General features: G+C 59.4%; 21 protein-coding genes and 1 pseudogene. 8 read left to right on the top strand and 14 right to left on the bottom strand.

Going from position 1 to position 25,051, the window contains the following annotated elements:
* Positions 1–723: 723 nt before the first annotated feature.
* The 4 genes from EOS_RS22040 to EOS_RS22025 all read left to right on the top strand — a co-directional run bounded on the left by EOS_RS22040 (position 724) and on the right by EOS_RS22025 (position 5,297).
* Positions 724–1,533: a response regulator transcription factor gene (locus EOS_RS22040; RefSeq protein ID WP_047848824.1), complete on the top strand. Its 810-nt coding sequence runs from the start codon at positions 724–726 to the stop codon at positions 1,531–1,533.
* A gap of 70 nt (positions 1,534–1,603) precedes the next feature.
* Positions 1,604–3,856, top strand: coding sequence for a sensor histidine kinase (locus EOS_RS22035; protein ID WP_268760346.1), 2,253 nt, complete (start codon positions 1,604–1,606; stop codon positions 3,854–3,856).
* A gap of 96 nt (positions 3,857–3,952) precedes the next feature.
* Positions 3,953–4,831: a LysR substrate-binding domain-containing protein gene (locus tag EOS_RS22030; RefSeq protein ID WP_047848822.1), complete on the top strand. Its 879-nt coding sequence runs from the start codon at positions 3,953–3,955 to the stop codon at positions 4,829–4,831.
* A gap of 160 nt (positions 4,832–4,991) precedes the next feature.
* Positions 4,992–5,297 (top strand): AraC family transcriptional regulator, encoded by a 306-nt coding sequence (locus tag EOS_RS22025; RefSeq protein WP_047848821.1) that lies wholly within the window; start codon positions 4,992–4,994, stop codon positions 5,295–5,297.
* Positions 5,298–5,361: 64 nt separating this feature from the next.
* On the opposite strand, the gene EOS_RS22020 is transcribed toward EOS_RS22025, so the two are convergent.
* Together EOS_RS22020 and EOS_RS22015 are read right to left on the bottom strand one after the other, a co-directional pair.
* Positions 5,362–6,510: an MFS transporter gene (locus tag EOS_RS22020; RefSeq protein WP_235442914.1), complete on the bottom strand. Its 1,149-nt coding sequence runs from the start codon at positions 6,508–6,510 to the stop codon at positions 5,362–5,364.
* A gap of 58 nt (positions 6,511–6,568) precedes the next feature.
* Entirely contained in the window at positions 6,569–7,768 is a 1,200-nt protein-coding gene (locus tag EOS_RS22015) for a serine hydrolase domain-containing protein (RefSeq protein WP_047848819.1), read from the bottom strand.
* 113 nt (positions 7,769–7,881) lie between these two features.
* Here EOS_RS22015 and EOS_RS22010 point away from each other — a divergent pair, with 113 nt between their 5' ends.
* The 3 genes and pseudogenes from EOS_RS22010 to ycaO all read left to right on the top strand — a co-directional run.
* Positions 7,882–8,781, top strand: a complete 900-nt coding sequence (locus EOS_RS22010) for a LysR family transcriptional regulator (protein ID WP_200908684.1) — start codon at positions 7,882–7,884, stop codon at positions 8,779–8,781.
* Between the two features lie 161 nt (positions 8,782–8,942).
* A complete protein-coding gene (locus EOS_RS22005) occupies positions 8,943–9,578 on the top strand; it encodes a 2OG-Fe(II) oxygenase (protein WP_082163466.1) in 636 nt (211 codons plus the stop codon).
* 152 nt (positions 9,579–9,730) lie between these two features.
* A pseudogene (gene ycaO / locus EOS_RS22000) lies at positions 9,731–11,380 on the top strand (30S ribosomal protein S12 methylthiotransferase accessory factor YcaO); the annotation flags it as partial.
* A gap of 109 nt (positions 11,381–11,489) precedes the next feature.
* Here the strand turns inward: ycaO and EOS_RS21995 are convergent.
* From EOS_RS21995 to EOS_RS21960, 8 genes are read right to left on the bottom strand one after another with little or no spacing between them, the layout of a single operon-like run.
* Complete coding sequence (locus EOS_RS21995; RefSeq protein ID WP_047848817.1) at positions 11,490–13,043, bottom strand: class I adenylate-forming enzyme family protein; 1,554 nt, start codon at positions 13,041–13,043, stop codon at positions 11,490–11,492.
* The gene (locus EOS_RS21990; RefSeq protein WP_047848816.1) at positions 13,040–13,804 is read right to left on the bottom strand and encodes a VOC family protein; all 765 of its coding nucleotides are present in this window, start codon (positions 13,802–13,804) and stop codon (positions 13,040–13,042) included. Before EOS_RS21990 ends, EOS_RS21995 begins: the two co-directional genes overlap by 4 nt.
* Positions 13,804–14,247, bottom strand: a complete 444-nt coding sequence (locus EOS_RS21985) for a PaaI family thioesterase (protein ID WP_047848815.1) — start codon at positions 14,245–14,247, stop codon at positions 13,804–13,806. The genes EOS_RS21990 and EOS_RS21985 overlap by 1 nt, the downstream gene beginning before the upstream one ends.
* A gap of 27 nt (positions 14,248–14,274) precedes the next feature.
* A complete protein-coding gene (locus EOS_RS21980) occupies positions 14,275–15,279 on the bottom strand; it encodes a quinone oxidoreductase family protein (RefSeq protein WP_200908685.1) in 1,005 nt (334 codons plus the stop codon).
* Positions 15,280–15,318: 39 nt separating this feature from the next.
* Entirely contained in the window at positions 15,319–16,320 is a 1,002-nt protein-coding gene (locus tag EOS_RS21975) for an ABC transporter substrate-binding protein (protein WP_047848814.1), read from the bottom strand.
* Between the two features lie 27 nt (positions 16,321–16,347).
* Entirely contained in the window at positions 16,348–17,121 is a 774-nt protein-coding gene (locus EOS_RS21970; protein WP_047848813.1) for an ABC transporter permease, read from the bottom strand.
* 3 nt (positions 17,122–17,124) lie between these two features.
* The gene (locus tag EOS_RS21965; RefSeq protein WP_047848812.1) at positions 17,125–17,865 is read right to left on the bottom strand and encodes an ABC transporter ATP-binding protein; all 741 of its coding nucleotides are present in this window, start codon (positions 17,863–17,865) and stop codon (positions 17,125–17,127) included.
* Complete coding sequence (locus EOS_RS21960; RefSeq protein ID WP_235442911.1) at positions 17,862–18,674, bottom strand: GntR family transcriptional regulator; 813 nt, start codon at positions 18,672–18,674, stop codon at positions 17,862–17,864. The genes EOS_RS21965 and EOS_RS21960 overlap by 4 nt, the downstream gene beginning before the upstream one ends.
* A gap of 358 nt (positions 18,675–19,032) precedes the next feature.
* Between EOS_RS21960 and EOS_RS21955 the strand changes: the two genes are divergently transcribed.
* Positions 19,033–19,353, top strand: a complete 321-nt coding sequence (locus EOS_RS21955) for a DUF4148 domain-containing protein (protein ID WP_047848811.1) — start codon at positions 19,033–19,035, stop codon at positions 19,351–19,353.
* Between the two features lie 379 nt (positions 19,354–19,732).
* On the opposite strand, the gene EOS_RS21950 is transcribed toward EOS_RS21955, so the two are convergent.
* From EOS_RS21950 to EOS_RS21930, 4 genes are all read right to left on the bottom strand, one after another.
* On the bottom strand, positions 19,733–20,413 hold the full coding sequence (locus EOS_RS21950) for a GntR family transcriptional regulator (RefSeq protein WP_047848810.1): 681 nt from the start codon (positions 20,411–20,413) through the stop codon (positions 19,733–19,735).
* Positions 20,414–21,125: 712 nt separating this feature from the next.
* On the bottom strand, positions 21,126–22,451 hold the full coding sequence (locus EOS_RS21945) for a hypothetical protein (protein ID WP_047848809.1): 1,326 nt from the start codon (positions 22,449–22,451) through the stop codon (positions 21,126–21,128).
* Between the two features lie 339 nt (positions 22,452–22,790).
* The gene (locus EOS_RS21935; protein WP_047848807.1) at positions 22,791–23,753 is read right to left on the bottom strand and encodes a ParB/RepB/Spo0J family partition protein; all 963 of its coding nucleotides are present in this window, start codon (positions 23,751–23,753) and stop codon (positions 22,791–22,793) included.
* 2 nt (positions 23,754–23,755) lie between these two features.
* A complete protein-coding gene (locus tag EOS_RS21930; RefSeq protein WP_047848806.1) occupies positions 23,756–24,952 on the bottom strand; it encodes a ParA family protein in 1,197 nt (398 codons plus the stop codon).
* Positions 24,953–25,051: the final 99 nt, after the last annotated feature.

The raw sequence follows: 25,051 nt of genomic DNA, 5'->3' as shown, positions 1-25,051 counted from the left end.
ATCGTTGGTTTGTTAACGGTTTACCTTGTACTGTCCTGCCCGGAATACTCATGGTTACCGCCCCCAATGAAGTGCTGCGATCGTGCTCCTGGCGCGGCATGACAAACGCTCATGTGCCGCGCTGCAAGCGTCATATTTCTGTTTCAGCAATGTTTTTCGCACTATGTGAACTGATAACCCGGAAATGTTCGCGTCGGCGTGGACTTTCCGTGACACAAGACAAGTTCCCATGGCTCAATGAAACTCTCGCGCAGGCGTTTCCATTTCTCTACGGAAACAAAACGGGAAACCGGAGAACATTGCGATATTTGACATTTAATTTTTGACACATGCTTTTAAAATCTAATTCTTGACACACGCCTGGACCGGATACGAGCGCGCCGGAGTTTGAATAGAGACTGGTTCGCCCGGCGTCGTAAAGAATTATGCGTAGCGTTACTGGTACATGCGTTTGCCCGAGGGGCGAAATACTTTGCTTGGGAGAAAATTCGTTTGCTATCCGCTTAGGAACGGCATCCGGTCACACGGTACCTCGGAGCCTGCCGCCCAACGTAGTCCAATGTCGCGTGCCAACGAACACGCAATGCCTCTGAATTTAAATTGAAATATCAGTCTGATATTCTTCGCGGCTTTACATGATCGATACTCTGCAAGCCTCAACTTCCGTATTCAGCCGCCGATAACCAACACGAACGTTACCCGCAAGCTCCTTTCGCATACACAATGCTGCCCCGAAATACCGCCCTCACGGATGCCCATCTTCTTGTGGTAGACGACCAGCTGGAACAGCTTCAATTGTTAATTGGCTTGTTGCGCAATGCAGGATGCCGGATTAGCGTTGGATTCGACGGATCACAGGCGTATCAACGAGCGCTGGCAATTTCACCCGACCTGATCCTGATGGACGTGCGAATGCCGCGGATGGACGGATTTGCTGCCTGCCGACTTCTTGCAGCGGACCCCCGCACGTGTGCGATTCCTGTCATATTTCTTACTGTGGCCGGTGACCTCCACGAGCGCCTCGACGGTTTGGAAATCGGTGGCGTCGACTACGTGGTCAAGCCATTCGAGGCGGCTGAGGTACTTGCACGGATTCGCGTTCACCTCACCCGGGTGAACGGCAAACGGCATGTCGAAGAAGAGGTGTCCGCTTCGGACCTAACAAGCAACAGTGTGATCGTTCGCGCGGCCATTCGACATTTGTCACAAAGGCTGAACAATCCGCCAACGGTCGAACGACTCGCCCACCTCGTGGGGACCAATGAAAAACGACTGTCGCGCGCGTTTCGGGACAACCTTGGCCGGACAGTATTCGAGTATCTCCGGGACGAACGCTTGCGGATTGCGCAAAGGTTGTTGAGCAGCACGTCATTGAGTATTGCCAGCATCGCCGAAGAGATTGGTTTTTCCAGTGCTGCGAATTTCGCCACGGCGTTTCGCGAGCGACTCGGCATGACTCCTTCAACCTATCGGGAAGAACTCCGCTGTCGGGACCTGACTAGCACCCGGGAACCCGCCCTCAATACCGAGTGACGTCATCATGACGACCGCCCGGTGGTGCCGCTTGCTGTTCTTATGTCTGAGTTGGTGGACAACTCACTCATTGGCCGTTGGTCTCGACACGACTGGGAAACAAACGCAACCGGTTCCCACCCTGGGGCAGGTACAGGTCTTCGAAGACATCTCGGGCAAGATGAGCTTAGACGACATACTCACGCTGTCCGCAGGAAACCCGCGCGGCTTCCTTCCCATGCAGCGTGATCGATTAAAGCCAGGTTTCACCCACTCAGCATGGTGGCTACGCGTGGTGGTGAGCAACCATAGTTCAACAGCCCTCCCGCTCGTTCTCGCGCTCTCGGACGCGCGCCTCCAGAACGTAGACTTTTACACCGGACGCAGCGGCCACTGGACACATGACGGCACCGATCCCGCCGATCCGGCATCTCGGTCATCTTCGTCCCGCTATCCCTTGGTGGATTTCACGCTCGCTCCCGGTGAACAGCTTCTGTTCCTCATCCGGGTGGCTAGCGACACCGCACTCACTCTCGAACCGAGGCTGCATTCGGCAGCGGCATATGACGCGCTGGAGAAACGTGCAGCGCTCTGGGACGGAGGATTGATTGGCGGAACACTGGCACTGGCGTGGTGCGCGCTGCTCATCGCCTATTTTTCCCGCAGCGCCTCGTTTCTCGTGCTGGCGACCCTTTGCGCCACGACAGCGCTATTTGAAGCTGCGGATCGCGGCTATACGAAGATATATCTATGGCCGCACGCAACCGAGTGGAGTTCCAGAAGCGTTACGGTGTTCGGATGCATTGCCGTGCTGCAGTTCATCGTCTTCATCTTGCGCATCGCACACGACGAAAAGGCGACCCTGCCCGCCCGCTATGTATTGTTCGGGTTTGCGTTGCTAGAGTGCGTCGCAGCGACAGGATCCGCATTCGGCAATCTGTTCGTTTTTGCGCAAGTCGGCATGTATATCAACGCGCTGTTCGGTGTTGTCACGGTGGGCGTTGCTGCACGGCTCGCTCGTCAGTCGACACCCACCGCGCGGATCATGCTGCTCACCATGATCTTCTCGCTGTTCAACTTTGCGTTGCGCATGCTCGAAACGCTCGGATCCTTGCCGGCCAGTCTGGCATGGCTGAAGTCCGACATTCATCCGAACCCGGTAGTCGCAATCACGGGATTGGCCACCAATCTTATTGTGCTTGCGGCATGGATAAACCACGTTGGAAAGCAGCGAATAGCGGCAAGGACTGAACTCGCGGACTGGCAAAGAACCGAACACGACCGGCTACGCGACCAGGTTGCGCAACGCACACTGGAGCTGAACGAAACCTTGCACTACGCGGAAGAGAAAAACCAGCAACTGATTGAAACCTTGGGTTATGTCAGTCATGACCTCCGTGCGCCGCTTGCAACAATTACAAGCTATGCCAGACTGCTGCTGAATTTGGCGGATTCGAAGCAGGCGAACCTGATCCATTCAATCGAGCGTAGCGTGAACTATCAACTCGGTCTGATCGACGAGCTGGTCGGGTACGCGAAAGCCGAGTTGCAACCGTTGGATATCGTACCGGTCGCCACCGACCTGCCTGCACTTCTTGATGACATTGCCGAATACGCGCTCGCACTCTGCGCGCAACTGAACAACCGGTTCAACTATCAGGCACTGACATTGTTGCCCCGTCGACTGACGATCGACGGCCGCCGATTGCAACAGGTTTTGCTCAATCTGCTGTCCAATGCGTCCAAGTTCACCCGTGATGGCTTCGTCATGATGACGGTGAGAGCGCGCCGGCAGGACGATCAATGGCACATGGGTTTTGAAGTCGCAGATACCGGCATCGGTATCGACATCGAAGCGCAGTCAAAACTCCTTACGGCTTTTCGCCAGATACAGTCCGTGAACGGCAGCACGGGCCTTGGCCTTTTTATTGCGCAGCGCATTGTCAACACAATGGGCGGTGACTTGCGCGTTTCAAGCGCGCCGCATCGTGGTACCTCATTTTCTTTCGAACTCATTGTTCCCATTGCGGAAGATGTGGAGGCTTCGCCGTCGAACGTCGCACAATACTCTTCCGGCGGCTCTGCGCAGATCCGCCCACGACGCAAGCATCGGTTCGCCGTTACCGTTCCTCCAGAGAGCGATCGCCGCGAACTAGCAGTTCTTGCGAAGGACGGACGCCTGACTGACATAGAGCGATGGATCGAAAACATGATCAGGATTCACCCCTCATGCGCAGCGTTTCTGACTGAAATGCGGCATTGCCTCGAAGCGCTGGATTTCGCAGGCATCGAGGCTCTTGCTCTTGCACCGCACGAAACAAACCATGTCTCGCGCCCCTGCTAACGTAACATCCATGCTTTTTCGCGGTGGGCTCATCGTGCCAGTCACGGCGCGGGAAGCGTCATAAGATTCGGACATCTCTAACTGCTGGTTAGCAATATGGACAAGTTGCGGTGCATGGAGGCGTTCGTCGCCGTAGTCGAGACCGGGAATTTCAGCGCTGCGGCTGACAAGCTCGACGTGTCATCCGTCATGGTCGGCAAGCACATCCGGCAATTGGAAGAGCTGTTGGGCGCTCGCCTCCTCCAGCGCAGCACACGTCGGCAGAGCCTGACGGAAGCTGGTGCAGCCTTCTACGAAAGCGCGCGAACGGTGCTGGAGCAAGTGCGCGTGGCGGAGCATTCCATCGAGACCATGCAGGCGACGCCGCGCGGTCTCCTGCGCGTGAGCGCACCAGTGACGCTCGGCGCATGCGCGATCGCACCGCTGATCTCGGGCTATCTGCGTCAGCACGCCGAAGTGAAGGTCGAGCTGATGCTGAGCAACACGCGCGTGGATCTGATCGAAGAAGGTTTCGACATGGCGATACGAATCGGCGCGCTCGCCGACTCCGAGCTGGTCGCGCGGCCGTTGCGGCCTTATCGGATGATTATTTGTGCCGCGCCGGCCTATCTCGAACGGGCGGGCGTGCCGCGGACATCGGCGGACCTGCCCAACCACCAATGCCTGGCGCATCTGGTCTGGAACGGGCGAACCGCCTGGCAACTCGAAGACAAGCCGGAGTATGCGTGGCCGGCAGAGACGCGCTTTGCTTCCAACGATGGGCAAGCGCTGCGCGCGGCGGCGGTGAATGGCGCGGGTTTGATACTTCAGCCGGAAGTCCTGCTGGCGGACGACCTTGCCGCGGGACGACTCGTGCCCTTGTTGCAATCGCATGTGCCGGCGGCCCGCCCGGTGAACCTCGTGTATCTTCGCGACCGCCGTCCGCGACGCAAGCTGATGAGTCTCGTGGAATATTTGCTTGAGCGGATGGGCTGACCGCCACGGGGCGCGGCATGGTCGACAACAACATGATGCGTGCGGCGCAACAAGCGTTTGGAGAGTTGATGCGAGTGGTGAACGGCGCCGGGCTTTGTGAACAGGTGTCGAGTTACATGAGCGTGGTTCCCGACGACCCCAAAGGTCCGGACGATCCGCATTGCCGTTTTGTCGCCGGCCTGGTGTTCGGTTATTCGATGGCAGCGGGCAGTGCGAGCAATCCGATGGCCTGGCGCTTTGCGGGACGCTCAACTGGCAACCGGTCGCGAGCGGCCGTTATGCGGTTTTTACCCACGTCGGACCCTATACGACGCTGCATCAGACGTGGAAGGCGGCGTATCGGGACTGGCTGCCGTCATCGGGAGAACAGCTTCGCGACGAGCCGCCGCTGGAGGTCAATCTGAACCGGCCCGAAGTCACTCCTCCGGAAGCGCTTCGGACGGAAGTGTGGTTGCCCTTGGTCTAGCGAACATGTTTCGCTCGCGCCGCTGAACCCGTCGAGGCTCCAGCGGCGCGAGCCGATCAAACGCTCAACATGTCTGCGTCGTCGACGGAAACCCGCTGCGCGAAGCAAAACACACAACCAGAAACGCCAGCGCAAGCAGCGCGGCGGAAGCCCAGGGCAATGCTCCGGCACCATATGATTCGATCGCTATTCCCCCCAATGCTCCACCCGCAGCGATCGCAACATTCCAGACGGTGACGACCATCGCCTGCGCGAGGTCCGCAGCGGCGCCCGATGCATTCGCCGACGCAGTCTGGAACAAGGTGGCCGCACCACCGAACGCCAGCCCCCAAGCGCCCACGCCCAAATAGATCACTGCCGGAACACTGCTCGCCGAACCCAGCGCCACGACTGCAAGCGCAAACAAAACGACGCTTAGAAGGACGAGCTGCCGCAATCGCCGGTCGACCAGGGCACCGACAATCCCGATCCCTATCAACGCGGTCACGCCGAACACGAACAGGATTGCATCGACGCGATTCTCCAGATGCGCCAGCGCAAGAAAGGGCGCGATGTACGTGTACAGGATGTTGTGAGCCAGCACGAACGCGAGCATGGCGCCGAGCACGCGCTTCAAGCCTGGCGACGCCAGCACCGTCGCCAGCCGTGCACGCCGGCTAGCCGGCTGGCCTTCGAAATCGGGCACTTTCCACCAGACCCAGCCAACGAGCAAAAGCGCGAGGACGCTGATTCCGCCGAAGGTATATCGCCATCCCACCGTCGCGCCGAGCATCGTGCCCAAAGGAATCCCCAGGGACAACGCGAGCGGCGTGCCGACCATGGCAATGGCTATTGCCCGGCCTTTCAGGTGCTCCGGCGCCATGCGCCCCGCATACCCCGCAAGCAGCGACCACACCACGCCTGCGGAGACGCCCGCAACAAACCGCGCGGCAAGCGTCAAGGTGTAGTTCGCCGATATTGCGGTGATCGTATTCACCACGATGAACCCGGCGATACCCGCAAGCAGCAGCGGACGCCGCCGCCAACTGCGCGTGGCCGACACCAGCGGAATAGCCGCCAGCAGCGATCCCATCGCGTAAAGCGTCACGAGCTGCCCGACCAGCGCGTCCGACACCGCAAGGTCGGCGCTCATCTGCCTGAGGAGGCCGGCCGGCAACGCCTCGGTCAGTATCGTGATGAAACCGGCTGCGGCAAGCGCCAGCAAACCGGACATAGGCAACCGGTCCGGCTGCGCCGGGACGGTGAACGAGATGTGATTCCGGGTGTCGAGTTCACTCACGATCGAGGCTCCTGCCAACGCCATAAGCGGCATAAACCGCATCCCGCAAGTCGGCGACAAACGCGCCGGACATCCCCTCGTACAACGTGTTCGTGAACGCGACCACGCTCAGGCCGCGCGCGCGGTCGACGAACCAAGAGTGGCCATACGCGCCACCCCAGCGCCACGTTCCGGGCGACTCCGGCGAGCCGGCTGAAACCGGGTCGCGCAGCACGGAAAAGCCCAATCCGAAGCCGAAACCCGGCGCATCGGACGGTCCGAGTTCGCTGGTCTGATTCCGGCCCATTTCATCGACGAGCACTTGCGGCAGCAGCTTGCCGCTCCCCTCTCGCAGCGCTTCGAGCAGTCGCATAAAATCATTCGCAGTGCCAACCATTCCTGCACCACCCGATGCGAAGGCGTGACGATCAAGCGCGCGGGCGGGTTCGTATCGAATGCCGACGGCGCCGTCGAATGGCGTCACCGTATCCCGTTCGCGCATGCGACGCGGACGCGGTTTGTCGCTGACATAAGGCCTCGCCAGCCGCTGCGCGTCGGTGGCATGGAAGGCGGTGCTGGACATACCCAGCGGACCGGTGATCATGTCGTGAACAGCGTCACTCAGCGGCCGGTCGCTCACCTGTTCGATCAACGCACCGAGCACGTCTGTCGCCAACGAATAACCCCACGCCGTACCCGGTGCGTACAACAGCGGCACGCTCGCGATGCGACGCAGATTCTCGGTCAGCGAGATACCCGGCAGATCCATGCCGTCCGATACCCCCGCACGTGCAAGCGGTCCCTGTTCGTCTGCTTCAAGAAAGCGATAACCCAGTCCAGCCGTGTGAGACATCAGTTGCCGCACGGTGATCCGCGCGACGGAACCATCGGGCAGGCGAGGACGGAATTCGGGCAACCACCGTTCTATCGTGTCATCGAGTTGCAGCCGCTGCTGCGCGACCAGGACCATCGCGGCGGTCGAGACAATCGGCTTGGAGATGGAGGCGAGGCGAAACAGTGCGTCGTCTCTCATCGGCTGCCCGAGTTCACGATCGGCGAATCCAGCGGCGCGGCGGTAAACCAGCGCGTCGTTATGCGCAACCAGTACAACGGCGCCGACCAGACGCTGCTGTGCAAGCGCAGTGTCAATAACAGCGTCCAGGCGTGCCGCGGATGCAATCGATGCGCCGGGCACGTGATCCTTTCGAGACATGGCGATTCCTTCAGAAGGGGGATTGCGTCGATGGTACGAATCCGGCGACTAAAGAAAAACTGGGCTAGAGTTCCGTTGAATCAGGACGTTGATGTCCGCAATAGGAGCGCGGCGTGGAAAGCTTGAGTGGATTCATGGTTTTTATCCAGGTCGCCGAGACGCGAAGTTTCGTCGCCGCGGGCCGCTTGCTTGGCGTCTCGGCTTCGGCTGTCGGCAAGCGCGTCGCGCGACTCGAGGAGCGGCTCGGTGTGCGCTTGTTCCATCGCAGTACGCGCAGCATCACGCTGACATCGGAAGGGACATTGTTTCTCGAGCGCAGCCGGAGAATTCTTGCGGAGATCGAAGCGGCCGAACTCGAGTTGTCGCAAAGCTCCGAGGTGCCACGCGGGCGTCTGCGCGTCAGCCTGCCGCTGGTCAGTTCACTGGTTCTACCCGTGCTCGCCGACTTCATGCTGCAATATCCGGAGATCGAGCTCGACCTGGATTTCAGCGACCGGATGGTCGATGTGATCGAAGAAGGATTCGACGCCGTCGTACGCACCGGCGCGCTATCCGACTCGCGTCTTTCGGCGCGCTTGCTCGGCTCGTTCCAGCTGCTGCTCGCCGGATCGCCGGACTACTTCGCGAAGCGGGGCGTGCCCGTCAAACCTACCGATCTGGCGAATCACATCTGCCTTCACTACCGCTTCCCGAACACCGGAAAGCTGCAGATCTGGCCGCTTCGCCGCGAGGCCGAAGAACGCGAAGTCAACGTACCGATATCGATGATCTGCAACAACATCGAGACCCGCCTGTGCTTTGCGCTTCGCGGCTTGGGAATCGCCTGTCTGCCGGACTTTTCGATTCGTGCCGCGCTCGCCGACGGCGCCCTGTGCACGGTACTCGACGAGCACGTCGAGCAGGTCATAGATTTGAGCGTGATATGGACGACGAGCCGCACTTTGCCACCGCGATTGCGAGTGTTTATCGACTTCCTTGCCGAACGGTTTTTGGTACCAGCCAGGCTCACGTAGGGCAAAGGCGCACCATGGACAACACAGGAACCGTCAGACGCCGGTGTTAATATCTCCCGCTCAGATTAAAGCCCCATCTCATCGATACCCGCCTGTCCGACGCCCCGCGTCGGACGACCGTCCGAATTTCCACCCAGCACCTTCGTTCGAAGGAACCCGCAGTGACCCGATCGCACCCGCCGGCGCATTCCGATGCGTCCGCAGATGGCCTGCATCGTCTTATCGTCGATGCCGTTCATGAACACGGCTGGTCGGAGCAGGACATTTTTTTGCCGCCGGACCTGACCCTCGCGCTGGCGCTAGAATGCGCCGCGCTCGCGGCGGCCGGCACACTGACCTTGGCGCGTGTCAGCCAGGGCGCGGCGCGCTCGCTTCAGCCCGGCGTGCGCGGCGACCAGATCCAGTGGCTGGAGGCGGGACAATCGGACGCCTGCGACCGATATCTCGCGATCATGGAAACGCTGCGCATCGCGTTGAATCGCGGGCTTTTCCTGGGTCTCGATGAATACGAAAGCCATTTCGCGTTCTACGCGCCGGGGGCTTCATACATGCTGCACCGCGACCAGTTTCGCCACGACGACAGCCGGACCGTGTCCGTCATCGTCTATCTGAATGCGGATTGGCTGCCCGAGCACGGCGGCGCTTTACGGCTGCATCCGGAAGGTTTGAGCACGCAGGACATCTCGCCGGTCGGCAGCCGGATCGCGGTGTTTTTATCCGCCGACATGCTCCACGAAGTATTGCCCGCGACGCGCGACCGCTTGTCGCTCACGGGATGGTTCAGACGCCGTGCGTAACTCGCGCGCCACGTCACGCCTTTCACCCACCGACACCTGACACTCCTCCTCGACCTAGATAAAGGCACCACATCATGCAAACCGAAAGCTTCATTCCCGGCAAGGACGCATCGCTCGAATTTTCCATCGCCACCATGTAGCAGAAGCTCGCGGCGCGCGGCTTTTTCCTCGAGGAAAGCTCGTGGCTCAATCCGGCGGAGAACATCTGGTCGGTGCACATGCGCGACAAGGATTGTCCGCTGCTGTTCACCAACGGCAAGGGCGCGTCGGAACTCGCCGCGCGCGCGAGCGCGCTCGGCGAGTTCTTCGAGCGCCTGGGCTGTCACTATTTCTGGACCCACTTCTATCTCGGACAGACGCGCGCCGAGCGCCCGTTCGTGCACTGCCCGCAAAAACACTGGTTCGCCCCCACCGACGACGGCGCATGGCCGGCCGAATTGCTGAATCCCGAACTGCATGCGTTCTATAACCCAGATAGCGATATCGACGGCTCGGTGATGGTCGATCTGAACTCGGGCAACGTGGATCGCGGCATCTGCGCGCTGCCGTATACGCGTTTGCGTGACGGCGAGATCACGTGGTTCCCGGTGAATCTCATCGGCAACCTGTATGTGAGCAACGGCATGTCGGCGGGCAATACGAAGCTCGAAGCGCGCACGCAGGCGCTGTCCGAGATCTTCGAGCGGCACGTGAAGTACCGCATTATCAGCGAGGGATTGTGCCTGCCCGATGTACCCGAAGAAGTGATCGCGCGGTACCCCGGCATTGCGGCCGGCGTGAAGGCGTTGCGCGATGCGGGCTTCGGCATCCTGGTGAAGGACGCGTCGCTGGGCGGCCGTTATCCGGTGATGAACGTGACCTTGCTGCATCCGAAAGATCAGGGCGTGTTTCCGAGTTTCGGTGCGCATCCGCGCTTCGAGATCGCGCTTGAACGTGCGCTGACCGAGTTGCTGCAAGGCCAGTCGCTCGAGTCGCTGGAGAACTTCCCTGAACCCGGTTTCGATATGGACGAGATCACCGCGGTAGCGAATCTCGAGATTCACTTTGTGGATTCGAGCGGCGTGGTGAGCTGGGATTTCCTTGGCGAAGAAGCCGATCACGCGTTCGCGGACTGGAACTTCAGCACGACGACGCAAGAGGATTACGACTGGCTGTGCGCGTGTATCGCGGCTGAAGGCAAGGACGTTTATATCTCCGATTTCGAAGAACTCGATGTCGATGCATGCCGCATTCTCGTGCCCGGCATGTCGGAGATTTATCCGGTCGAAGATCTGCAATGGGAGAACAACAGCGTGGGTAACGAGATCCGTCCGGGGCTCATCCGCCTGAACGAACTCGACGACGATGAATGCCGCACGCTGCTCGACGATCTGCAGACAATGAACCTGGGCGACGAAAGGCCGCTATGGGAAATTCTCGGGCTGGCCGTGCCAGTGGGGACGACATGGAAGGAGCTGCGTATCGGAGAACTGAAGACTTTGCCGGCGCCGGCTATCGGCGATACGGAGGCCGCGCGTGAAGGCTGCGACTGGATCCACCATTATCGCCAGATGAACCACGGGCGCTGGCTGGTTTACCGGTGTGTCGAGGCGCTGTTGAATCTTGATGAGCCGGAGGATTTCAAGCACTCGCTCACGTTGCTTTACGGCGCGCAAACGCTGCGTCAGGCGGAAGCGTTGCTCGACGGCAAGGAGCGTTTCTTTGGCCTGCCCAAGCTTGGAGCCGATATGGAAGGAAGCGCTATTCACGGCAAATTGCTCGCTGCGTACGACAAGTTGTTTGCGCCGGTGAACAAGCACTGATTGGTCTTGAGGATGGGGGTTGAAGGTTTTGGAGAACGCGTCTATCGAGCTATATCATCGGATATTAAATATATCAAACTTGATGATATAAGTTGATAGTTCGCGCCCTTCAGGCCTTCTCCCGGTGCCCGTCATCCGTCAACCGCTTTGCCGCTTCGCGCTTTAAAACCGCCCGGTCGATCTTGTTGGTCGACGCGAGCGGGAACGCGTCGACGAACCAGACTTGCCGCGGATGCTGATACGCGGGCGCGTGTTCCAACGCAAACGCTTTCACCGCCTCCGCGCTCAATTGCGCACCCGGTTTCAACACCACAAACGCTACCGGCTTCGTGCCCTTGATGGCATCGTCGACGGGAATCACACTCGCTTGCTGGATAGACGGATGCCGTTCCAGCATCTTTTCCACGTCGCCCGGAAAGATGTTTTCTCCCCCGGAGACGAACATGTCGTCGCGTCGTCCGATAAACGTATAGAAGCCGTTTTCATCGCGGCGAAACACATCGCCCGTGCGATAAAAACCGTCCGGGGTGATCGGCGGCGCAAGGTCCGGGCGGTTGTGATAACCGTTCATCAGGCCCGCACTGCGCATCTCCAGTTCTCCTTCGCCGGCGAGTTCGCCGTTGGTGTCGACGAGACGAAGTTCGACTTGCGGATGCGCCGCGCCGATCGCGAGCGGCGGCGTAGGCAAGCCGGCAAGATGCTGCCCGAACACGACCGGTCCGCCCTCGGTCGTGCCGTACGCGTTGATGACCTTCGCGTTCGGCAGCAGCGCGTGAGTCCGGGCGAGCAACGCGCCGCTGACCGGCGCCGAGCCCATCCGCACGTAACGCACCGACGACAGATCCGTGCGTGCGAGCAGTTCACGCTCCTGCATCATCATGGAGATCATCGGCGGCACGGAGGTGAGCCATGTGCATCGATATGTATCGATGGCGCGAATGTAATTGCGTGCGTTGAAGGCCGGCATCAGCACAGTCGTGGCGCGCGCGGCAAGCGCGAGAAACACCAGCGCGAGCGCGTTCATGTGATAAAGCGGCGCGGCGATCAGCACGCGCTCACCGTCCAGCGGCTGCGCTTTCAAGCGTGTCTCGACCACCCAGAGGTGGCTCGCGTGCGAGAGCACGACGCCCTTCGGCCGGCCTGTCGAGCCCGATGTATAGAGGAACAACGCGGCTTCTTTTTCATGCGGAACGATGGGCTCGAACGTCTGGCTCCGCGCTTTTGCTTCCACGATAAACGATGCAAATCCTTGCGCGCCGTCGGCGTCTTGCTCGCCGTCGAATACCACGCGCGGCAAACTAACCGGAGCATCGGCGAAACGTTGCGGATCGGTGAAGACGAGACGCGCCCCGCTGTCCGCGATCACATCCGCAATCAGCGCCCGTGGGAATTTATAGTTGACCGGCACGGCAACCAGCCCTGCGCGCATGATGCCGAGCGTCGTCGCAACATAGTCCGGCGAGTTGGCAGCAAGCACTGCGATGCGCTCGCCTCGCGTGTATTGAGCGGCGAGCGTATGGGCTACTGCATCGGCGAGAGCATCGAGTTCGGCGAAGGTGTATCGACGCTCGTTGAAACCGTCGTCCAGACCGATAATGGCGAGCGCGTCAGCGTCGTGTGCGTCACGTGCGATCAACGCGCCGAGATTCGTCGGGACAGTCATGGAGTGAATTCCAGCAAGGTGTCGAAGCGAGGCAGCGCGACGAGCGCGCGTTGCACCTCGATGTCAGTCGGGAAACCCGCCGCGTCCGCGCTCTCACCCACCGATCGCCAGGCCGGCGTGCGCACGGTGATCGCGGCATAACGCGGGCCATGTGCAGCCACGTACTGCGCGACCGTGCCGAAATGCGCGTAGAAATCTGCACGCGTCCAGTACACCAGCCCGAAGCCCGCCTCGATCTCGCCGAGCTGCACATATGGCTCAGGCGCAACATCGATCAGATGCAGCGCGCTTAAACCCTCCGCGCCGTTCGAATGACTCTGCCACTCGCTGCGGAAAACCAGCTCGGGTGTCAGATGCTGGCAGAAATAAACCCTGCCGCCGTCGAGTTGACCAGGCTTCAGTCGGACCGTGGCGAACCTTGCATCGCCATGGGGCTCGACGGGCCGCGAGAAGGTCTGCGGTGGTGTGGCATCGAAACCGGCGCGGCGCAAGGTATCGAAGGTCGCAGCCGGATCGTAGGTGCGGAACACGAGACCATCGGCGCCGAGCGGACTCGACACAATCTCCTGGCGCACGGTCTTGCCATCGGCTGGCAAACCGATAAGTTCAAGATAGTGGTCATCGAACACGATCGCGTGATTGAGCGAACCGAGCGTGTGATACCCGCGCGGCGTAACCGTGAAGCCGAGTTGCTCGAAGGTGCGTTGAGCAGCGTCGGTATCGAACCGTGTGTTGATGACGAGATGATCGAGCTTCAGCATCAGGGAATGGCCGGCGCTGCGGTCCCGGTTGCGGTTGTTGAATAGGCGCCACGTCCACTGGCGACGAGCTTGCCGTCTTTGTCGAAGACTTGTGCTTCGGACACGGAGACCTGCGCGCCGAACTTGATCACCTTGCCCTTCACGGTCAGGTCGCCCTGGAACGCGGCGCGGTGATAGTCCACGCGCAGGTCGATAGTGGGCACGCCGCGCCCGGTCTTCGATACCAGCGCCCAGTCCGCCGCCAGGTCCACGAGCGCGGCGAGAATGCCGCCATGCGTGTAGCCCTTGTCCGGATTCACAACCCACTCTTCGCGCCAGGTGGCGGTCAGTTCGATCTCGCCTTCGCTCACCGACACCACTTTCAAACCCAGCCATTCATGGAACGGACCGCGCCGCAAACGCGCCTCGATATCCTGCACGCTCGGCAATGTTGCTTCGCTCATGATGTTTTCCTCAGCTCATCGATAGATTCAGGGGTTGACCACGACCTTGCCCAGCACTTCCCGGTCGCGAATCAGGCGCAGTCCTTCGGCGGCTTGTTCCAGCGGCAGCGTCCGGTCGATGGACGGCACCAGTTCGCCCGCCGCGATCTGATCGAGCAGCGCGCGCAGGTTTTCATCGTAGAAACTGTTCGAGCCGATGATCTTCAACTCGAAGCTCCAGATGTATCGAAGGTCTTCTGCGGGTGCGTGACCGGCCGTCGCGCCGCACACGAGCAACGTGCCGCCGCGCTTCAGGCATTTCAGCGACGACACCCATGTATCGCCGCCGGTGAAGTTCACCACCACGTCCACCCCGCCCTCATAAGTCCGGCGCTGCGGCTTGCCGTACTGACCGATCGCCCACTTCGAGAAGTCCGTGCTCTTGTAGTTGACCGTATGATCGGCGCCCAGCGCCTTCAGTTGCTCGCACTTTTCGTCGCTGCCTGCACACGCGATCACTTCCGCGCCCAGTTGCTTCGCGATAAGAATGCACGCCGTGCCCACCCCGCCGCTCGCGCCGAGAATCAACACGCGGTCACCGGCCTTCACCGTCTTGTGCGTGATCAGCATGCGATGCGCAGTGCCGTACGCCACCGGCAGCGCCGACGCCGCGTCGTAACTCACGGCGTCAGGTAACGGGATCAACTGTCCGACTGACACCAGGCAGTATTGCGCCATGCCGCCGTCGAGCATTTCGCCCATCAAACCCTTCTCGGGATAAAGCGGATTCACGAGTACACGATCGCCCGTCTTCCAGACTTCCACGCCCTCGCCCAACTCCGCGATCTCGCCGGCCATATCGAGGCCAATCACAACGGGAAACGGTACCTTGATGCCCGGCATGCCTTTAACGGTGAACACATCGTGATAATTGAACGACGATGCCCGCACCCGAATCACCACGTGTCCGGGCGTGGCTTTCGGCACGGGTTTATCACTCACCACATGCAGTTGATCAAGGTCGCCATGCTCGTTTAGCACGAGTGCCTTCATGGTCGATGGAATGCTTGTTGTCACGGTGTCTACTCCACGTTATTGGATTGATTTCGATGCGGCATACGGGCCGGTATCGAAGAGATCGGCGGGCAGCGTGCCTTTGATCACACCGCCGTCCACGAAGATCTGGTGCTCACGCTTGAGCGTCTCCAGATCGATCGGCTCGAAGGTCACGCGGTTGATATCCGACCAGCGCGCGGCGTACGCTTGCGCGTCGTCGGCCGGCAGGTTCGCGCTCTTCTGCAGGATCGCGGCGACATCGTTCTGATGCGTCGCGCCCCATTGCAGCGCCGTGCGCATCCCCGCGATCAGCTTCGCGACATCTTGCGGATGCTGTGCGAGGTAATCCGCGCGGATCGCGCTCACGCCTATGTAGGGGGTTGCGTCGGACTTCGTCAGTTTCTTCCATTCGCCGCCGAAACTACCGAGCCGCTTGACCTTCAACTCCTTTAGTTGTGCGATGGTCACCGAGCGCAGTGCGGCTGCATCCACCTGTTTTTGCACGAGGAACTGAGCGAGGCGCCCTTCATTTCCAGGGACGATGGAGAAGTCGGCGGCCTTGATGCCCTCGTTACCCTGCAGCACCGCGGTGGCGATTGCTGCGACCGAACTGCCCGGCGGCGACATGCCGACCTTCTTGCCGCGCAGGTCGGCGAGCGACTTGATGGGCGAGTCTTCCGCCGCGACAAATTCGACGTCAGCCGGTTGTGTCGCAAGCACGATCTTCAACGGCACGCCCTCGGCTGCCGTGCTAAAAACAGCCGCGGCAGGCGCGGCGAACGCAAAGTCGATCGCGTTGGCGGCCAGCGCGCGATTCGGCGCGTTGACATCGGAGAAACGGATGAAGGTGACGTCGAGGCCGCGTTGCTGCAGGAATTTTTGCGCTTCAAGTACCGCGCCGAAGCCGAGGCTCACGCCGCTGGTCCAATAGCCGATGCGCATGGGTTCCGCCTGCGCGGTTTCCACCGTACCTATTGTCGCGCTCACTGCTACGGCCGTGAACAGCGCCGCTCGCCTGAAGAATGATTTGACTCTCATGATTTCTTGTTCCCCGTTAGATCAGTATCAGTCGGTTTTTTTCCAACGAAACAGATGGCGTTCGAGCGGCTTCAACACGCCTGCTTCGAGCGCGAGCATAAGAACGACGAGCGTCACGGTCCACGCGAAAACCTGATCGGTCTGCACGAGATCGGCGGCTTGCCGCAAGCGATATCCAATGCCGTTCGACGACCCGATCGTCTCCGCCACCAAGGACACACGCCAGCCGAAACCAAACGCTAGACGTGCACCGGCGAAGAAATGCGGCAGGATGGTCGGCAGGAAGATCTTGCGCATGATCTGCGTCTGCGACATGCGAAAGCTGCGCGCGAGTTCTACGTGGTTGCTATCGACAGTAAGTGCGCCTTGCCACACGTTGGTCAGGATCAGCGGCATCGCGGTCATGAACACCACGAAGATGGTGGTCGAGTTCGAAATGCCGAACCAGATGATGGCGAACACGGCCCAGATCGCCGACGACACCGTATTCACGATCGACAGCAGCGGCTCGAAAAAATGCGCCACGCGCGGGTTCGATCCGAGTGCAATGCCGAGCGGCGCACCGACCGCGGCCGCCAGCAAAAATCCCCCCACTACGCGATACAGTGTGATGCCGAGGTCATTGAAGAACGTTCCACTCTGTAGGAGTCCGACGAATGCATGCGCGACTCTCAGCGGCCCGGGCAAAACGAACTGCGGCATGCGTAGCGACGCGAGCCACCAAAGCGTCAGCAGCATGACAACGAGCACCACGCGTTGCGCAATGGTCGAAGCGAACGAACTACGCGGGACTGTGGACATAGGTCAGATCAGGAGACGCAATTGGCGGATCGCTTCGGCGACGGTCGGATCGGTAGCGGTACGCGGACGCGGCAGATCGACACTGACAATCTCGCGCACGCGACCTGGACGCGGCGCGAGTACGACCACGCGATCGGCGAGCACGATGGCTTCTTCCACGTCGTGGGTAACGAACAAAACGGTCATGCGCTGCATTGCGTGAATGCGCAGCAGCTCGTCGTGCATTTGCGAGCGCATCTGCGGGTCGAGCTTCGAGAACGGTTCGTCCATCAGCAGGATGCGCGGACCGGTGACAAGGCTCCTTGCGAGCGCGACACGGCTGCGCATGCCGCCGGATAGCTGATGCGGATGGGCATCGGCGAAACCTTGCAGGCCTACCAGATCAAGGACTGCGTTCGCACGCGTATGACGATCGCGTGACGCAATAGCGGGGCTCGCCGCTTCGAGGCCGAACTCGGCATTCGCACGTGCTGTGCGCCACGGCAGCAAGCGGTCCTCCTGGAACATGTAGGAGAGCGCGTTGCGGTCCTTCGTTCCTTCAGCGCGCTTGCCATCAATCCAGAGTTCACCTTCACCCGGCTCAAGCAGCCCGGCGACCATGTTGAGCAGCGTGCTCTTGCCGCAGCCCGACGTGCCCAGCAGCGCCACGATTTCGCCTTGGGTGACATCGAAGGAAACACCGTCCAGCACCTGCAGGGATCCAAAATGCTTACCTACGCCGCGCAATGAAATGGCAGCGCTCATCGGCGCAACTCCGCCACCGTGTAAAGCGGCAAGGATGCGCCCGCGCTGGAGAGACTCGCGTAGACCTTCTCCATCGTCATGCTTTGGAACGTCTCTATATGACGGCGCGCGATGGTCTCCGCGCGGCGTTCGTCGCCCGCGACGAACGCGTCGATCATCGCGTTGTGATCGTGCTTGATCTCGGGTTTCGTGCCCTGCACGCCAAAGCCGAGTGCGACGAGGCGCGACATTTCATCGAGCAGACTCGCCAGCGTTCTATGCAAGCGCTCATTGCCGCTTGCCGCGGCTATTGCAAGGTGGAATTCGCGATTGGCGTCGAGGAATACATCGATTTGCGCCGATAACGCGCGCTCCGGATGCGGCACGCGGCACGCCGCTTCGAGGCGCCGCAGCAGTTCCACATCGACACGGCCGCACGCCAGCCGCGCTGCCAGCGGCTCGAGTTGCACGCGCAGTGCGAACACTTCTTCCACGTCTTTCAGCGTGATCGCGGCGATCCGGTAACCCTGCCGCGGCAACGAACGCACGAAGCCTTCGTGCACTAGCCGCACGAGTGCAATGCGGCAACTCGTCTTGCCAATGTCGTACGCCGCCATCAGCTGGCTTTCGGTCACAGTCGATCCGGGCATCAGCTTGCATGAGAGCAGGTCGCGGCGGATACGCTCGTAAGCGTCGTCGCCGCGTAGCACTGTGGACACGGGCGCAGACGTGGGCGGAGCTAGCAGATCAGGAGAGCGCGTTTCGGATTCGTCGTAGGTCATGGCCGTTAGGGTTGTGAGCTGCTCACGACAGGGAATTGATACGTTCAAGAAACTATCGTAGGCGTTTATTACATTTTTCAAAAACAAGTAATTGAAATAAGGATGTTGGACGGAGAGATATCGTGGGAGGCTCAGGGTTTTGGTTAGGTTTGAGCCTTGTTTTCGGGCCTGTTTGTTTGGGCAGGCTGCTATGTCGTATTTTTCCGGCTCGGGTAAATACTGACCACTGTCGGCAATCCTTAACGCGGCTTTTGTTACTTTCGGCGCAACGAGGCAGCGACCGCGCGAACGCTGTCAGCCGGATTATTGCGGCTCGTATGGAGAATTGGCGGATAGACCAAGCAATCGCTGATCTGGCCTGCAGTTTGCATATATTTCATGGGCAAATTTCAGGGGAGATTCAATCATGTTCAAGTCTTTCGTTCCCGCGCTTGTCATCGCTTCGACCGTTGCTGCACCGGCGCTCGCATTTGCTCAGGACAACACGCAAGTGACTCGCGCGGCAGTGAAAATGGACCTTCAGCAAATGGAGCAGGCGGGTTATAACCCCGCAGCCGACCGCACGAGCTATCCTGACCATGCACAAGCTGCTGAACAGCGCGTGGAAACGGAACGAGGCGTGTCCGCAACGTCGTATGGTCCGTCGATCAGCGGTAGTTCCGCTTCGGGCCTGCAGATGCCAATGAGCCCGGCGAATGGCACGCATTCGATTTATTTCGGTCGTTGAGAGTTGGCTGGCTTGTGCTCGTCTGGATAGGTGACATGCACAGAAAATGGCGGAGGTTAGTGACGCGAGCCAACTGCGTCCACAGTGGTCGACGGTAGTCTCATTCCTGAATGAATGGAGTCGGAGCCTCTGTCTCGTCGCTGGCTCATTGCCAAAAGCTTGAGGCGTGCGTTGCCGGCGGCCAGTTTATGCGCTCAATGAAAGTTGCTGAGTTCAAACGAAAGATGCCGTTCCAACGCGGGTTGGAACGGCATCTTTCGGTGGTGTTTCGATTCGCGTTGCTTACAGGTTTCAGCGTTCGCTGCGGGAAGATAGTTAACCGGCTGCATCCACTATTGGCCATGGACGCTGCTGTCTCCTGCGCAGCTCATGCGCCCTACTACTCCTCAGCTTCCGACGATTCATCGAGCATGCGCATTGCGGCCTTTTCCGCATTTGCCACATGCAGCCGTGCGGCCGCCCCGGCACCTTCCGCGTCTCGGGCCTTCAGTGCCTTGAACAGTTTGTCGATTTCACGAAGGCTACTTGGTAGCCGATCCGGATGCATCAGCGAGGTCGCGCGCAACAAGTTGGCCCGCGAATACAGGCTCGTCAGGATCTCCTTCGCGAGGGCGTTGCCGCAGTTGTTGAGCAGGACGTCGTAGAGCTCGGTCTTCGCCTTGAGCACACCCGCTTGATCGTTTGCCTGCGCCTGCGCGCGAAGGGCCTTGGCCTTTTCACCGAACTGCGCGATGGCCCCTTCGTCGGCAATGCGGGCGAACTCGGCCGCGGCAAAACCTTCGAGCAAGCCGCGGATTGCGTACAACTCAGCCGCCTCTTGCTTCGACATGATCGCGACCACAGGTCCTTTGTGCGGCACGCTGCGTACCAACTTCTCCGCTTCCAACCGGCGCAGGGCCTCCCGAACCGATGTCCGGCTGACACCCAGCGTCTCGCACAGCTCACGCTCGATGAGCCGCGCGCCCGGCGCAAAGCGTCCGGACATGATGGCCTGTCGCAGTACGTTCTCCACCTGGTGGCGCAGCGTTTCCGGCCGCACCAAACCCATTTCGGTTGTCATTATTGTATTCTCGTCTGACAAAAATCATGTCGACATGATACTTGATGTGGCATGCAGAAAAGAATGACCGTACGGCTCAGGCTGGTACGGTTGCGACGAGTGTCGTGCTTCTATTTCATTTATATTATTGAATGATTGTCGTACATGTTCTCGAACTGCTGAAGATAACCGTACTACCGGAGATCGGCGATATTGAATAGTTCGGATGCCTCTGGTTAAGTGGTAAGCCGGGAACTCGCCATGATGTTCGCGAACTGATCGCACCTGTTCGAAAGCCCTGTTCTGGAGAGCATTTTTGGGTTGCGGAGACGACAATCCAACTCGGCTCGACTATGAGGGTGGATGCTGCATGAATTGACCGTTAGTTGCGGTCGTTCAAACCCCATCGGTTCTCGTTTATCCGCAGCGATCAAGTTGGAGGTTCCTATCTATCCGCGATGCGATCAGAATCTCGCGTCGGTCCGTGGGATTTCGCCGTGCTGTTGCGGTACAAATATCTACAGGGGCTGCGCCTGTTTTGCGTGTCATCAACAGGTCCGAAACGCAGTCGGTGAACGAACAACCCAAATCGCTTGGGGCGGTTTTTTCGGCCCATTTCTCCCTCGATTGCCACGACGCGCGAATCTGGTAAAGCAATTGCAAACCGGATGCTGTGGCTAACAAAGCACATCCCATTTTCGTGACCTCTGCGGAAAATTCCCGAATCGAGCGGTCAACCGTTCACAGGCAGGCTATGCTCTGAACCCTCGCCAAACCGGTCTTCGCGATTCTCCAACGAGACCCCAGCGCACGTAGCCCGCAACATCTTCTTCATCTCACTGAGACGATCGTTGATCGTTGACGTCCGGGTTCGCGGCATTGCGTGTTCGGGTATTGTCGTGGTCGTCGACTGGACTGTGTGACGATTACGGTTGCACTTCAATCGGAAATCTTGGATCTGCCCGGACGTTGCGGGAACGACTTCTCTTGCGTTCAGCGCAGTGACGAAGGCAGCTGCCCACTGTCCGGTTGCGACGCGTGGCCTTGCTTCCTGGCAGTGGTGCACCATGATCGAATCGGCGGCGCTGGAGATCGTGATAAGCCGGGTGCTGGCGCTGTCGATAAAGGTGTGTCCGGCGCACTGGAGAATCGTGGCATCAATGCTTGCAGCGCGCGCTTTCTCCTCAGCCAATCGTTCCGCGGCAAGGCGCTTAGCGCGAATCTGATGACCAAAATCGACGGGTGAGCGAAGCAGGGCTCGAAGATAGCTGATTGGGCGCTTCGCATTTCGCAAATGCTCCCAGGTGGCCTCAACTACATCGGACAACAACTTCGCATGAGCCTTCGCTTCGCGCATCAGTTTGAAAATCAAAAATTGACGAAAACCCAAGCTCAGCAGGCGCTGGAGGTCCGCGGGGAGGTCTCCTGGTTGTCTCTTTTGATTCTTAGGGAACAGATCCTTATATATAGCTCCGTCTGCCACGGTGACATACGGCGAGCTAAATGAATGATCGGGTTCGTTGACTTGCTCGGCATTCGACGAAGGTATCTCGTCGGGTTGTGGACCTGAAGGCTGCTGGGCAGAAGGCGCTGAGATATACCCGAGGACGATTGCGGATTTCTCGGTGAGGTGAAGATAGGCGCGACCAAACAAACCCGCTGTCCCGAAGCGTTTCTGGGGAACTCGCTCAATCAGGCCAGCCGCTTCGAGATCGTCCAGGCTCCGATAGAACGTTCGCATCGACTGCATGGCGCGGCCAGTCAAAAGCTCACGACGGGCGAATATGGCGGCATAGGGACGATTGGCGTCGACAGTGCGGGCAAGGGCAGCCAGCACTGCCCGAGCGCGAGCAGGGAGTGCAGGAAAGTTCGCAGCGCGATGCGCGGCCCGGAATACGACCCAAGGGAGGTTAGATTGACCGGCTAGGAATTCATCCAGCGCAGTCTGATCCAGGTCGACGGAATCGATGCTGATGGAATCGATGTTGACGGAGTCGTCGGGGGGTGGAAGAGGGTACAAGTCCCCCTCGCCAGCAACGGAAAGTTGCGCGATAAGCATGTCACACGTCCATTTCTTCAAAATGGAAGAGAAACGCTTGACTGCCGATCGCTATCCGCTACACTTCGAGGTGTTGGGCCTTTATCCGATTCCCGTCGGAGAAATGCAGCGGTGGGCAAGCGACAGCGAAGCCCGATTACTCAAAAGCCTTCGGTTCCCGCCGAAGGCTTTTGTTTTTCCTGCGTTGAAATCAGTTCATGATCGTTCTCGGTCGTTTGGTTAAGTCCATGATTTTTAACGATTCCCTACTAGGGAAGTCTTGAGCGTCAAGATCAGGACTTCGAGTTGCTGGTGTGCTGCACGCTAAGTCATTGATTTAAAGCAGTTCCCTACTAGGGATTACTGTTTTTCGAGTTCCGACTCGATAAAAGCGTGAATTCGTTCAGCCCAGTGCTCTGCTTCATCAGCCGCTTTGCCGGAGAACGACACGCCGACAACGCCGTTTCGCGCTGAAATCTGGCAAACCTTCTTCGCGCCCCGTTTGACAACCAAGGGCTCATGTCTTTCACGGGGTAGTCGATCCGGTTTCGTAGCCGCAACCGCCTGAGCCTGAGTGTATGTATCGTCGGCCAAGAGTCGCTCGATCGCTGCTTTAACCTTGTCCACCCGACCCTCAGCCACCGCCTTCGCCATCTGCTCTGCAGCGTTGCTTCCCAATCGTTCCGGGCGGGCCGACAGCAGTTCCTTACATTCATCGGGAAGTAGATCAAACTTCATGATCCGTCCGACGTGCGAGTCGCTGATGCCGGCTGCCTTTGCTAAATCTTCTTTCGTAATTCCGGTCGAGTCCTGAAGTGATTTAAAGCCCCAGAACTTCTCGAAATCGGAAAGTGTCGGCGATAGGAGGTTGGAAAAGAATGCTGCGTACTCGACCATCGACGCATCGATGTCCAGCACGATGCCGTCGATTTCCGTGCGTCCAAGCTCGCGATACACCGAAGCGCGGTTATGCCCCGCCACGATGTCGTACTCGCCATCGTGGCGCTCGCGCACCGTAATAGGCTGAGCGAGAGGATAAGCCGTCAGGTTTGCTTTAAGTTCGGCGTACTCTGCAGGGGCGAGCTTTCGCCGCCGCCCTGGAATTTCATGCAGCTTGTCCAGCGGCAGCTTGCCGGGCGCTCGCTGTTCAAGCGCTCGTTTCAGTTTGTCGATTTCCGCTTGCTGGCTGTGCACTCGACCTTGAAGGCCGATCAGTTGCCCAGGCGCGGTACGCGGCAGGACCGGCTCCGAAGGCGTGTCTGCACTGTCGTCGTCAAGACGAATACCCGCTGCCTTCGCCTTTTGTTTCGCTGCTGTAGACATGCTTACTCCTTGTCCCAGAGGTAACAAACCTTGCTGTCGATCAAATCCACCACCTGGTCATAGGGCACGCGGATTCGTCGAAGCGTCGCGGCATTGCCGTCGTAGTTCGGGAAGTCGTACACCGTGGAAAAATCGTTGGTGGTCGTGCGCGCAAGGTCGGTTTCCGGGATTTCGACCGGCAAGACACGCTCGCCATAGGTCGTGATAACCCAGTCGCGGACAATGGATGCGTTCGCCTTATTCGGCATGCGCGTCACCAGGATGTCGATGAAATCGAACACCTTGGCCTCGTCCGCCGATTCCCCAAACTGCTTCATGCCGGAGACCATGTCCGAGAAAAGCGACCAGAACTGAACCATCGATGCGAACGAGAGCGTGTCCGGCATCACCGGCACAATGACTCCGTCCGCCGCGAAAAGTGCGTTGATGGTGAGGTAACTCAACGTGGGCGCGGTATCGATGATGATGTAGTCGTACTCGTGCTTGAGTTCCTTGAGCCCGTCGTTCAGCACGTTCCAGAATTTGGCGCTCGGTGACGCGTGGACGCGCGCCGGCAGCATGAATTCGGCATTGAACAGATCGGTAGACGACGGGATCAGGTCGAGGTTTTCCCAATACGTTTGCATGGGCAAATCCTTCATATCAAAGGTTTCGCCGCTCACGTAGGCCTCGATCAACGGCAGAATGGTCTGGTCGCCGTTGATTTCCGCGTGCGGGTTGATGCCGTAGAGCGTTGTGGCGCTCCCTTGGGGATCCATATCTATATGAAGAACCCGGCGGCCGTGACGCAGAGACAGGCCCTGCGCCAGCACCATCGACGTCGTGGTTTTAGTCACGCCGCCCTTGAAGTTGCCGATCGCTATGACCTTTCCGTCTTTTCCAGGCGGACGCTGTCTTGGCTTGCGTTCCGCCTTGACCCATTCAATGGTTTCGGCGAGCGTGAATTGCCGCGCGGCTCCAGGTTTTTCCTGGGTGCCTTGCGGCAGTTCTCCTTTCTTGATCAGATAGGAGAAGCGCGCTTTGTCAATGCCGCATAGTTCCTGCAGTTTGCCGCTCGGGAACGCCGGGGCAACCTTCCGTGGGAACGGCTGGAGCATTTGAGTGCGAATTCGCTCGAGCATTTTCGCGGAACGAGCCGCCAAATTGACGAGGTCGTCCGGCGTCACCTCGATGGGTGGCGTCGAAAGGTTAATATCCATGCGTTCTTCCCGGTGGCTCTGGTTCTACCAAAAACGTGGATTCTCCCTGAAAAGGTAGAACCGACGGTAACCGAAGACTAAGAGGTATACGGAGTAAAC

The organism is Caballeronia mineralivorans PML1(12) (assembly GCF_001028175.1).
Taxonomy (GTDB): domain Bacteria; phylum Pseudomonadota; class Gammaproteobacteria; order Burkholderiales; family Burkholderiaceae; genus Caballeronia; species Caballeronia mineralivorans.
The sequence above is the reverse complement of the archived record's forward strand: the minus strand, read 5'-3'. Positions and strand labels throughout refer to the sequence as shown.